Source organism: Pontibacter harenae (assembly GCF_020907245.1).
Classification (GTDB): Bacteria; Bacteroidota; Bacteroidia; order Cytophagales; family Hymenobacteraceae; genus Pontibacter; species Pontibacter harenae.
In genome coordinates this window covers 82,191-93,599 of sequence record NZ_JAJJWH010000009.1, presented here as the reverse complement: position 1 = coordinate 93,599, position 11,409 = coordinate 82,191, and the positions used below count along the sequence as shown (strand labels likewise).

11 protein-coding genes are annotated in these 11,409 nt (G+C 44.0%); 5 read left to right on the top strand and 6 right to left on the bottom strand.

Annotated features, from left to right (window positions below; genetic code table 11):
• Positions 1-93: 93 nt before the first annotated feature.
• Both LN893_RS07090 and ureG read left to right on the top strand, forming a co-directional pair.
• Entirely contained in the window at positions 94-771 is a 678-nt protein-coding gene (locus LN893_RS07090) for an urease accessory protein UreF (RefSeq protein ID WP_229969106.1), read from the top strand.
• Between the two features lie 67 nt (positions 772-838).
• Positions 839-1,591: an urease accessory protein UreG gene (ureG, locus tag LN893_RS07085; RefSeq protein ID WP_255709929.1), complete on the top strand. Its 753-nt coding sequence runs from the start codon at positions 839-841 to the stop codon at positions 1,589-1,591.
• Between the two features lie 88 nt (positions 1,592-1,679).
• Here the strand turns inward: ureG and LN893_RS07080 are convergent, their stop codons facing one another.
• Complete coding sequence (locus tag LN893_RS07080) at positions 1,680-2,249, bottom strand: DinB family protein (protein ID WP_229969105.1); 570 nt, start codon at positions 2,247-2,249, stop codon at positions 1,680-1,682.
• A 203-nt stretch (positions 2,250-2,452) separates the two neighbouring features.
• Between LN893_RS07080 and LN893_RS07075 the strand changes: the two genes are divergently transcribed.
• Positions 2,453-3,166: a class I SAM-dependent methyltransferase gene (locus tag LN893_RS07075; RefSeq protein WP_229969104.1), complete on the top strand. Its 714-nt coding sequence runs from the start codon at positions 2,453-2,455 to the stop codon at positions 3,164-3,166.
• Between the two features lie 180 nt (positions 3,167-3,346).
• Positions 3,347-4,261: a YihY/virulence factor BrkB family protein gene (locus LN893_RS07070; protein WP_229969103.1), complete on the top strand. Its 915-nt coding sequence runs from the start codon at positions 3,347-3,349 to the stop codon at positions 4,259-4,261.
• Positions 4,262-4,738: 477 nt separating this feature from the next.
• On the opposite strand, the gene LN893_RS07065 is transcribed toward LN893_RS07070, so the two are convergent.
• Together LN893_RS07065 and LN893_RS07060 are read right to left on the bottom strand one after the other, a co-directional pair.
• A complete protein-coding gene (locus LN893_RS07065) occupies positions 4,739-5,722 on the bottom strand; it encodes a pyruvate dehydrogenase complex E1 component subunit beta (protein ID WP_229969102.1) in 984 nt (327 codons plus the stop codon).
• 87 nt (positions 5,723-5,809) lie between these two features.
• Positions 5,810-7,501, bottom strand: a complete 1,692-nt coding sequence (locus LN893_RS07060) for a tetratricopeptide repeat protein (protein WP_229969101.1) — start codon at positions 7,499-7,501, stop codon at positions 5,810-5,812.
• 221 nt (positions 7,502-7,722) lie between these two features.
• Between LN893_RS07060 and LN893_RS07055 the strand changes: the two genes are divergently transcribed.
• Positions 7,723-7,941 carry a PspC domain-containing protein gene (locus LN893_RS07055; RefSeq protein WP_229969100.1) on the top strand — a complete coding sequence of 73 codons (219 nt, stop codon included), beginning with the start codon at positions 7,723-7,725 and terminating at the stop codon, positions 7,939-7,941.
• Here LN893_RS07055 and LN893_RS07050 read toward each other — a convergent pair.
• From LN893_RS07050 to LN893_RS07040, 3 genes are all read right to left on the bottom strand, one after another.
• Entirely contained in the window at positions 7,936-8,964 is a 1,029-nt protein-coding gene (locus LN893_RS07050) for a glycosyltransferase family 2 protein (protein WP_229969099.1), read from the bottom strand. The two genes, LN893_RS07055 and LN893_RS07050, sit on opposite strands and share 6 nt — an antisense overlap.
• Positions 8,954-9,289, bottom strand: a complete 336-nt coding sequence (locus tag LN893_RS07045) for a YbaB/EbfC family nucleoid-associated protein (protein ID WP_229969098.1) — start codon at positions 9,287-9,289, stop codon at positions 8,954-8,956. The genes LN893_RS07050 and LN893_RS07045 overlap by 11 nt, the downstream gene beginning before the upstream one ends.
• A gap of 86 nt (positions 9,290-9,375) precedes the next feature.
• Positions 9,376-11,286, bottom strand: coding sequence for a T9SS type B sorting domain-containing protein (locus tag LN893_RS07040; protein WP_229969097.1), 1,911 nt, complete (start codon positions 11,284-11,286; stop codon positions 9,376-9,378).
• Positions 11,287-11,409 lie beyond the last annotated feature (123 nt).

The following is an 11,409-nucleotide window of genomic DNA, read 5'->3' as shown; positions in this document are numbered from 1 at the left end:
ATGCTTGTACTTCATTTTCTCAATAGGCCTTACAGCATCTTTCAGACCAGTTTATGTCTGTGCCAAGAACTGTTCATGTAAAAAACATAGCCCATGCAATTCGCGCGCCTGCTGCACTTAGTTGATTCCTCTATTCCGACGGGTTCTTTTGCCTACTCTTACGGGTTGGAGAGCAGTATAACGTTTGGCTTGATCAAAAACCAGTTCGGGCTGCGCAATTACCTGTATGCGTACCAGCAGCAGGTGGTGAGCATGGAGTTTCCGTTCATGACTTCCTGTTATAAATTAGAGCAAGACGATCTGAATGAGCAACTGCAAACAATAGCCGAGGAGTACGACGCTATGATGCTCGTGCCGACGATGCACAAGGCCAGCATTGTGCAAGGCAAAAACTGGTTAAAGCTGCTTACATCCTTTTATCCAGAGGCAGGTATAGAGGAGTTGCAACAGTGGTTTACGGAGCGGCAGTTAAGCCTGCACTTTGTGCTGGTGTATGCCCTTGGGCTTAAAAGGTCGGGCTATGCTTTATATGACTGCCAGTTGATGTACTTGCACATGACCTTGCGCGACCAACTTAGTGCCGCAATCAGGCTAGGTTTTATAGGGCCGATGGAAGGACATAAGCTGCAGCATGATTTTTATGCCGTTTTCGAAAACCTGATGGAAAGCAATGTTAAGAAAGGCTATAGTCAAGCTTCCCGATCAGCTTTTTTGCTTGATACCTTACAGGTCTTTCACGAAGATATTTACTCAAAGCTGTTTCAGAATTAGCCGCGCAAGTAAAAGATTAAGAAGACAATATAATTCACACCTTCACTACAACTAACACACTAAAAACATGGCATTTGTCGATAAACTAGCTCTTCTGCTGCACGGCCACTCACACGAGACTTACGAATCTCCAGGAGACTATAATGAGCGCGATACCCGTAAGCTGCCTTCGTACCGTAATTTCCGAAAACGAGCTTTTACAGTAGGCATAGGCGGACCTGTAGGCACTGGTAAAACAGCTTTGCTGAAAGCACTTTGCGAGCGGATGCGTAACGATTTTGAGCTAGGCGTTGTAACAAACGATATTTTTACACGGGAAGACGCGGAGTTTCTTATCCGCAACAGCGCTCTGAGCGATGACCGCATAGTGGGCGTAGAGACAGGTGGTTGCCCGCATGCTGCCATACGCGAAGATATTTCGCTAAACATGGATGCGCTAGAAGGCCTTATGAGCCGGTTCAACTATAAAATTGACTACCTTTTCGTGGAAAGCGGGGGTGATAACCTAGCCGCGCACTTCAGCCGTGAGTTAGTAGACTTTTCTATTTACGTAATTGATGTATCGGGAGGTGATAAAGTGCCACGCAAAGGCGGACCAGGCATTACCCAATCAGATTTGCTGGTAATTAATAAAATAGATATTGCCGATATGGTAAGAGCAGATTTGGGTGTGATGGAGCGCGACTCCTTAAAGATGCGCGGCGAAGGCCCTTTTGTATTTGCCCGTGCACTGGATGGCTACAACCTGGACCTCATAATTGAACACATCAAAAATGCAAAAGTAAAAGCCTTGGCTTCGGTGCGGGAAGACAGACGGTAAAGAGTTAAGATTAAAAGAGGCTAGAAAGTTAAAAGGGCATTATGGCTTAGGTGGAAAATTGCCTGGCGAACAACTATCATGGAAAGCACTAGCCTCTAAGTAGCGAAGCTTTCCGTTGCTGTATCTGGCGGAGGTGGTGGTCGAAGTGGTCTTGCAAAAAGTGAAGGGTTTGGTGGACTGTGAGCGGACCAGCTTTAGGATGGTTAAAAACGTTTTTGTATAACAGGTAATCTGGTATTTCAGTCAAAATATCTTCCAGTTTATAACGAAGCTGGTCCCAGTCGTATCTGAGTGCTAAAAGATCGGCTGTAGCAGGTACATTAGCAACAACTGAAGGCGCTTTAAACTTTATCCCTGTCTTGAGTAGCACTTTCATCAGGAGGGATTTAAAGGAACTCTTCAGAGAAGAATCTTCCAACTCTTCAGGAGTTTCCAGCTTACGATGCACATAACTTGCTGTTACTTTTTCAACTAAGAGCATGTGAGCCACAATCTGGTTTATAGACCACTTTTCAGCTGTGGGTTTTGAGTTTAGAAGATCATCGTCCAGTCCTTCCAGCTCGTCTAGAAGTCTATTCCTGGTCTTTTCAAGCCTTAGGTACAGTTGTTCCAGTTTGGGATGCATAACCTGTATATGGCTATAAGCAATTGTTGTCATAAGCCTTATCTGTAGCAGTTGTAGGTATAAAGCTACGTCTTTTTCTGATTAATACAAATCATTAGTTTCTGTTTTTAGTCATAATATGTTGACTATTAGGTGTATGTGATCTTGCTTGTGTCTTTAAATAATTGATATAGTTCAAATTATTTTTAAAAAAGCACATTTGTATCGTTATTTGCAGCCTTAAATCGAAATGAAAAATGGAATTAAACGACCCTATTGGTGCTGCTGCAGAAGCTTATTTAAATGGTGAAGCAGATGCAGAGATAACTGTAGAAAGTAATATTACCGAAGATGATGTGATACCTGCCAGCTACCTTTTCAGAACATGGGACGAAATGCCAGAGTTAGAGAACATAGCACTAGAACATTGCAGCGGGATAGTGCTGGATGTTGGAGCAGGGGTTGGTACACATAGCCTGGAGTTACAAAAAAAAGGTTTAGAAGTTACCGCAGTAGATGTTTCAGAAAAGGCCACTGCAATAATGCGGGAACGGGGGGTACAGCATGTTTTGCGGCAGGATGTGTTGCAGATGGAAGGACAGAAGTATACCACACTGCTTATGCTAATGAACGGAATTGGTATAGTTGGTAACCTGGAGGGGCTGGAGCGTTTTCTGGAGCATGCTAAAAAACTGTTGCTGCCTGGCGGTCAGATTTTGTTAGAATCAGCAGACATACTGTATATGTACGAGGAGGAGGATGGCTCTGTGCTCTTAGATTTGAACGCTGGCTATTATGGCGAAATAACTTACAACATGAAGTACGGTAACCATGAAAGTGGCCCATTTAAATGGCTGTACATAGATGCTGATCTTTTGCAGAATTATGCAGTAATGCATGGATACAGCTTTGAAGTGCTCTACGATGGAGAATACGGTAATTACCTTGCTAAGCTTAAGCTGCAGCACTAATATGTCGTAAAGCAAGTATAATCCTTCCCTGTTTACTTATGCAAATCCCACAGAACGAACAAAATTAAATTGTGCAAGGCTTTTGCTTTGTGGCTATATCATCAGCTTGCTTTGTTCCGTAGTAAAAATTAAGGCCACTGCTAAAGCTTTTAACACAGTGGCAAAATCAAATTAGCTGCTATGAGTTTTTACAAAGGATTAGGGAATGGCTGGGACATAACAAAGCAGACATTCAAAGAATTTGCAGATGATAGACCGCTGGATTATGCAGCCATCATCGGTTTTTATACCATCTTCTCGATGCCAGCTATTTTAATCATCATGATTCGGATTGCCTCTACAGTTTTTGGGCAGGATGCGGTAAAAGGGCAGGTGGTAAAGCAGATCGGTGGCATAGTAGGGCAAGGCAGTGCCTCCCAGATTCAGGATATAATAGAAAACGCCAGTCAGTCATCGTCTAGTTTTTGGGCCACTATCGTAGGCATCTCCGTTATGATTTTCAGTGCCACGACTGTGTTTGTCGCTTTACAGGATTCCATTAACGCTATGTGGGAGGTAAGGGCTAAACCAGAAAAAGGCTGGCTGAAGCTGATAATCGACAGAGTAATGTCGCTTGCACTGGTGGTGAGCCTTGGTTTTCTGCTGCTGGTTTCTTTATCCGTAGATATAATTATGGGTGTTGTTAATGACTACCTGCGCGAGCAGTTTTCAGGTGTGGCTGTTTATTTTATCACTGTCGGCAATGTGCTGATGTCTATACTGATCAGTACACTCATTTTCGCAGTCATATTCAAGGTGCTGCCCGACGCAAAAATAAGATGGCATAATGTATGGGTAGGGGCGTTTGTTACTGCCATTCTGCTTGGCCTAGGTAAGTATGCCCTTAATGTCTACTTCCAGTACAACGAGATTGCCGACAGTTATGGTGCTGCGGGTTCTATGGTGCTGATACTGATATGGATTTACTATGCCTCAGTTATTTTTCTTTTCGGTGCCGAGTTTACACAAGTTTATTCCCGTGAGCACGACCGAGGCATTATACCTGAGGACAATGCTGTAAAAGTAAAAAAGACGGAAATTGAGACGGAGGGCTAATCGGCAGCTGCAAACGCGACTGGTTTCTATGCTATGATCCAACTACCTTACCTTGTTTAAGGATAAAGGATGTGAGCTTTCACAGATGAGTTTTCCAGCCTTTACTGTAGTAGCAGCTATATTTTCGAATTGGACGCGTCTCCATAGAGGGGAATCATTCCTTACTTTCAGTATAATTTTTGGTTGTGGTTCACAATGTATGATGTTTTCATTTTGGCTGTTTCTGTGGCTGAACATGATATTCAGGCTTGCCAGATGGTTCTCCTTTTTCTTTGAGAAGCAGGTTGTCCTTCTCACCAGCCGCCTGTTTCTGGTTCTGGGGCTAAACCAGTAACTATACTTTATTAAAAAAGGGAGTACGGCAGGCTTCCCACATTATATGAGGGGTGGTTTAAAGCATATACAGCTAGAAAAGCAAAAAGGGGATACAACACGATGTTGCATCCCCTTTTGCTGTATTCTCTAGAGCTCTGTATGTTAAGCTTCTTTGTACAATACCTGTTTTACAGCCTTAACAGTACGCTCTACGTTTGGTAGAGACGCTTCGATAAGCGTTGGAGCGTAAGGAAGCGGCACGTCGCGGCAAGTTACACGTTTAACTGGTGCATCCATGTAATCGAAGGCATTGCTTTGGATGTGGTAAGCTAGCTCAGAAGATATAGAAGCCAGTGGCCATGCTTCTTCCACAACTACCATGCGGTTCGTCTTCTTTACAGATTCAATCAGTGTTTTATAGTCGATAGGGCGAACAGTGCGTAAGTCGATAACCTCTGCATTGATACCTTCCTGAGCAAGTTCTTCTGCAGCAGCTAAAGCTACTTTCATCATCTTACCGAAAGAAACGATGGTTACATCAGAGCCTTCACGCTTGATGTCAGCCACCCCGATTGGAATCAGGTATTCTTCTTCTGGCACTTCGCCTTTGTCGCCGTACATCTGCTCAGACTCCATAAAAATAACTGGATCGTTGTCGCGGATAGCAGACTTCAACAAGCCTTTTGCATCGTAAGGGTTAGAAGGCACAATTACTTTCAAACCTGCTGTATTCGCAAACCAGTTCTCGAAGTTCTGAGAGTGCTGAGAAGACAGCATACCTGCACTACCTGTAGGACCACGGAACACCATTGGTGCGCTATACTGTCCGCCAGACATAGACATGATCTTTGCGGCAGAGTTGATTATCTGGTCGATGGCTACCAACGAAAAGTTGAAAGTCATGAATTCGATAATTGGACGCAGGCCGTTTATAGCGGCACCAACTCCGATACCAGCAAAGCCAAGCTCTGCAATTGGAGTGTCTATTACACGCTCAGCTCCAAATTCGTCCAACATGCCTTGGCTCACTTTGTAGGCGCCATTGTACTCTGCTACTTCTTCACCCATCAAAAATACGCGCTCATCGCGGCGCATTTCCTCTGTCATGGCTTCACGCAGAGCTTCTCTAAACTGTATACTTCGCATATTTAAGTTTAATTCTCGGTTCAGAAGGTAAAATTAAGATAAGTCTGTGAATTTACAAGGTGACTTTTCGTGATTTATCAGATACACTTACCGAATCAGGGCATCTTCAAAGGCTGGGCGGCCTCTGTAAGAGCTGAACTCCAGATCATCTATAGATTTTTTTACAAAACTGTTGTCAGCGCGTGTAGCTCTACGCAAGTGTTGCCTCAGCATTTGCTCGTTTTGTGTACGGGCCCCAATGATGGCTAAACTGTAGTTTGCCAGCGCATCGGCAGGCTTCAATTCCAGGGCTTTGTTATAGAAGCCTTGGGCTCCCTCGTAATTTTCTTTCAGCAGGTAACTTAAGCCCATGTTCATGTTCGTTTGGTAGTTGTCGCCAGCGTAAGTAAGGCTTTCGATGGCATCATCGTACTGCCCGATCTCTATTTCTACCGCTGCTTTGTCAGCGAAAACACGCTGAAGCATTGCCTCATCAGCACCTAACTTTATGGCGTAGTCATAGTATTGCAGCGCCTCCAGATATTCGCCTCTTAAATGGTAGGCACTTGCCAGGCTATAATACACATCGGCTGTAGGATTTCGGAAGCCAGCATAGGTTAGGTTATGAATAGCTTTTGCCAGCAATAACTGCTTCACTTTTGGTCTGTATTCTTTTCGGGCCATTTCGGCGTAAACCTTACCCAGGTTATGGAAAGCAGACCAACTTTCAGTTGTCTTCACGGCAGCTTCATAAAAAGCTTTCTTTTCAGCCAGCAATGGGGTCAGAGTGGCAGCATGCTGCAGTTCTTCCTGTGTTAGCACGTCAGCATCAACTTTTTCTTCTGCTATTTTCTTCGCCAGAATAAACAATTCATAATCAGCCTTGCGGCTGCGGTTGTAGTCAATTTGTACGCTGGCAGAGCGGAGGCTCGGGTACACATACCGTTGTAAGTAGTCATAAGCTGCTGTTTGCTGAAGTGCTGTAGCTTTTTCCTGGTCTGTACTGTTGCTGTTGATAATATAGAGTACTTCCTCTTTTTGCCCTTTCGGTAAACCTGTGGCTTGTATCTTTTTCCCGATTAGGGGCCAGTTGCTTCTGTTTATTTTAGTGCTGATGCTTACTTTTTTGTCGCTGTAGTCTAAAATACTGATCCTTTTGCGGTAGTGCTCTTCCAGCATGTTGGCTCGTTTTTTAGCTATATCCGTGCCGTATTCATCTGGTGATTGAGATGCTGTTACGATTATTTTTTGCTGAGGAACTACATCTGCGGCATATTGGTCTAAGGCTTTTAAGGTAGATCCGAAAGATTCATATAGACGTGCTTGCCCTTCATCAAAATAAAATAGAACTGTAGCAGGCTTGTTTACCTCTTCGACGTAATTATCAGGAATAAAATTAATCTCGTTTTTGCGAACGATCAAAAGTGGTGTCGTATTCAGGCCAATAGCCACCTGTACGGGGTCAGCAAGCTTTACCTTTTCATTCTTTTTATTTATGGCTCTACCTTGCACAAAAAGTTTCCCAGGATTTTTTTCAGGAGCATAAGGAAATGAAAAGTATTTGAAGATGGTTGGCTTTCTGTTTTCGTAAATAAATTCACCAAATTCAAAGTTAAGCGTACCAATTTGATCGCGCTTATCTTCGCCATAGGTATAGTAAACATCTAGCTTATAGGTGTAATTATCTTTCTCTATTTTGCGGGGCATGCTGGCCTTTATTTCAAAACCCACTTTCTGACCGTCGGCTACCAAAGGATTGGGTTGCACAGTTATTTCCTGCTTCTTGGCAATTCTGACCATGCGCGACAGTGTGCAGCCAGAGGTTAAAAAGCTGAATATGAGAGGAAGAAAGAAAATGTGTCGAAAATATATTTTTGGCTGTTGCATATCCATGTTCGGGATTTAACCGTAGAGAAATATAAGGCTAAATGTGTCTTTTACGTTATAGCTTTAAAACTCTGTCCGTTTGGTTTGGCAGATAAAAGTATAAGCCATAAATTTATAATTGTAACAATTTTAAAATGAAACGTCTCCAGTACTATATCGAATCTCGTGCCTTCGGCGTGTGTACGATGCTGGGCGAAAAGCTTGGCATTGCTACCAGCAGCATACGCCTTTCTTTCATTTACGTTTCTTTCCTTACCATGGGCTCGCCAGTTATCATATACCTGATGTTGGCCTTTTGGATGAACGTACAAAAAAGCCTGCGTCGTGAGCGAAGCACTGTTTGGGATCTATAAATCCCTTACCGTTCGTTTCTGCCGAATAAAGTATTTCCACACGACACTGCCATTGTAAACTCCTGCCATGCTGTGGAAGTTTCCCTTAGACTGTTGCTCTTTGCGGCTTTTGTGCCAGTATGAGCGGTTTCGGAAAAGGTCTACGTGTGCGTCCAATACTGCTTGAGCATCTTTGTTTTGCCCGGCCATTACCATTCTAAACGCTGCTATCCAATCTAGCACTACACGCAGTGCAAGGGTAGGTATCAATTCTGAAGAAGGAAGATTTTTATAAACTAGAGCCAGTCCATTTCTGAAATTAAGATAAGTCTTGCGCGGATTGGATTTGTGCAAGGTGCCACCGCCGAGGTGGTACACCTGCGAGTGGCCGTTGTACATGATTTTATACCCTGCATTCTTGGCTCGCCAGCAGAAATCTATTTCTTCCATGTGTGCAAAAAAAGCAGGCTCTAAGCCTCCAAGCGCATGATAAACTTCAGCCCGAACAAACATGCAGGCACCAGTAGCCCAAAAAATCTCCTGCACATCGTTGTATTGACCGTTATCCTCTTCCAGCGTTTCGAAGAGGCGACCACGGCAGAAAGGGTAGCCAAGTGTATCGAGCAGACCGCCTGCAGCACCAGCATACTCAAAAAAGCCAGGGTGCTGGTGTGCGTTTATCTTGGGCTGGCAAACGGCTACACTTTCATCGGCTTCCATCAAATCAAGCAGAGGTACCGTCCAGTTAGGGGTAACAGCTACGTCTGAGTTCAGGAGCACATAATATTTGGCCTGCACCTGGCGTAGCGCCAGGTTGTAACCTTCGCAGAAACCATAGTTCTGGTCCAACTGAATAAGGCGCACCTCTGGAAAGTTCTCTCGCACAAAAGCGACAGACGCATCGGTGGAGGCATTGTCGGCCACTATAATTTCGCAATTGGGGCTGTTACTGACAACAGACGGCAGAAAGGCCTGCAGGTGATGCAGGCCGTTCCAGTTAAGTATAACAATAGCCGTGTGGCTGGTACTGGTACTATATGCCAAAGTTTCCGAAGTCTAAACCTGGAATGTTTGGCAAAATACCTTCTGTTTGCTTTTTAAGCTCTTCCTGTGCTCTTTCGTTTGCCGTAAGCATGGCGTTATTAACTGCAGCCACTACCAGGTCGTTCACCATGTCTTTGTCGTTGGTGTTCAAAATAGAGTCGTCAATCTCTATTTTCAAAAGCTTCTTTTGGCCGTTTACGGTTGCTTTAACTAAGCCTGCGCCAGCTTCAGCGGTTACGGTAATATGTTGTAGATTATCTTGAGCTTCTTTCAGTTTGGCCTGGACCTCTTTCATTTTGCCCATCATGCCCATCATATCAAACATAGCGTTCTTTCTTATTTAGGTTAAGAAGACCTAGCGTAAGATCTTCGAATCGGTACAAATATAGTAAATTAGCTTATATTCATGCTTCACCTAAGCAGCGTTACTGTTCCTGTACGCAGTTTTGGTGTACCATTTGCCACTTTTACGTTTATCTCATATACATAGGCACCAGCAGGTAGCAATTTGCCCTCCAAAGTTCCGTCCCAGCCAGCTGTAGCGTCTGTAGAACTATAAACCACAATGCCTATACGGCTATAAATTTTAATGTTGAAATCTTCGAAGAATCTGCCTTTTACCTTGAATGTATCGTTCAGGCCGTCGTTGTTAGGCGTGAAGGCGCTGGGCACGTACAGACGGAGGCTTTGCTCTATGGTCTGCAGGTTAGAATAGGAGACAAGGTTGCTGTTAGAAGTTGCTTTGATGCGGTACCTGAGTATAAGTTCCTCCTCGCTCAGCACACGATCTGTGTAGGCATTTCCTGTTGCAGGGTAACTAGCGATCAGGTCATTATTCTGGTCTAGCACCTCTACCGTGTATTCCCGCACACCATCTGCAAATCCTTCGTAATCGGACCAGGTAAGGTTTACAGATGCCTCGTCTGGCTTTGTTGCCTGAAGTATAACAGGGCAGGTAGGGCTGCTGTAGGTAGAGGTGTTATCGCAGGTATTGGTGTAGCTGGCACGATAGCAAACGGGAGCAAAATTAGCTAAGTTATCTGTATAATGAGGCTGCTGAAAGGTTGCCAATGGACCGTAATTTCCACCGTTCATACTGCGTTGGAGGCTTACTTCTTTTAGAGTTTGATTTGACGGTAACTGCAGCGTTAGCTCCACTTCGTTATTCAGGTTAAATGTTGAAAGCAGGAGAGGGGCTGGAGGAATTGTTGTAGAAGTAACAGAGGCAGTCTTTGCAGCTGATAAAGAAACAGCTCCTTCGCTAGTTGTGCTGCTAATCTGATAGCTGTAGTTTCGTCCGCAGGTAACATCTGTGTCGGTGTAGGTTTGGACGTTATTTGGCAAAGTTTGCAGCAGTGTTCCATCCCTATAAAGTTGTAAGCCACTGCTGTAGCCACTAATCTGCTGCCAATCTAACCTTACCAGTTCATTTCCTGGTGTTGCCTGTAGTGTCAGGCTGCTGACGGTGTTAGAGGTGTAAAGGGTGCTGCTGCATCTGTCTGTTACCCTGATTCTGTAAAGTGCCGCCTCAGCTGTATTCACATTGGGTATGGTGAAGTTGCTGCCTGATGTACTGGTAACATCAAGTGTATCGACTAAGGTGAAGTTGCTTTGAGAGTTTGACGCGCGCTCCACAATGTAAATATAACCTTGTGCTAAGTTTTGTGTACTTAACATAATTTCTCCACTAGCAGCTTCTGAAGTTATCCTTAGTTCCGATAGTCTGGGAGCTGAAATCGGAGGTAGTGCATCAATCGTTTGAATACTACTATTAGAGCAGGTGGAGTTTGTGTAATTACCAGTTACAGTGATGGTATAAGGGCCAGCTGACGTGTAAGTGTAAACAGGTTGTTTTCCTTTGCCTACCTGATTCACGTTGCCATCGCCGTAATCTAAGGTGTAGCTGTTATAGTTGCTGTCGGTAATATTTACCTGAACACGGCTGTTGGCACAGCTATAGGCGGTAAAAGTAGGAGCGGGGCTGGCTTTAACTTCGTATGTTTTAGAGAATAATTTTGTCTCGCCACTACCCGTTCTATTGATGATTTGCGTGACAATGTGCGTACCTGCCTCTGTGAACAAATGCGCTTCGTCTCTTACCAAAAGATTTGTTTGGTTTGAATAAGCCTCTGGACCAGGATAGTAGAAAATAGTAGTATTCGGATCGTTTTGAGAAGTACAGTCCACAAAAGAAACAGGCTGGCCTACACAGATAACTTCTACCTCCTGTCCGTTTTGCATCACCTTAAAGCAGCCGTCATTGGGGAGCGCGAAAGCACTTAGGGAGATGCAAACCAGCAATAGAAGGAAAATCTGTTTCAACTTTTAGCCTGTTTATCTAAGATGTAATCTAATCAGAAATGCGGGAATTCAATACTAATCCAGCTCTGAATTAACTGGTTCACTTCAAGTTAAAAATGAAGCATGATACTCCTATGTTTCAAA

Excerpts from the sequence above, each read along its gene's own strand:
- ureG (WP_255709929.1), top strand. The coding sequence starts at position 839 with ATGGCATTTGTCGATAAACTAGCTCTTCTGCTGCACGGCCACTCACAC.
- LN893_RS07045 (WP_229969098.1), bottom strand. The coding sequence starts at position 9,289 with ATGTTTGATATGATGGGCATGATGGGCAAAATGAAAGAGGTCCAGGCC.
- LN893_RS07055 (WP_229969100.1), top strand. The coding sequence starts at position 7,723 with ATGAAACGTCTCCAGTACTATATCGAATCTCGTGCCTTCGGCGTGTGT.
- LN893_RS07070 (WP_229969103.1), top strand. The coding sequence starts at position 3,347 with ATGAGTTTTTACAAAGGATTAGGGAATGGCTGGGACATAACAAAGCAG.
- LN893_RS07090 (WP_229969106.1), top strand. The coding sequence starts at position 94 with ATGCAATTCGCGCGCCTGCTGCACTTAGTTGATTCCTCTATTCCGACG.
- LN893_RS07080 (WP_229969105.1), bottom strand. The coding sequence starts at position 2,249 with ATGACAACAATTGCTTATAGCCATATACAGGTTATGCATCCCAAACTG.
- LN893_RS07065 (WP_229969102.1), bottom strand. The coding sequence starts at position 5,722 with ATGCGAAGTATACAGTTTAGAGAAGCTCTGCGTGAAGCCATGACAGAG.
- LN893_RS07075 (WP_229969104.1), top strand. The coding sequence starts at position 2,453 with ATGGAATTAAACGACCCTATTGGTGCTGCTGCAGAAGCTTATTTAAAT.
- LN893_RS07060 (WP_229969101.1), bottom strand. The coding sequence starts at position 7,501 with ATGGTCAGAATTGCCAAGAAGCAGGAAATAACTGTGCAACCCAATCCT.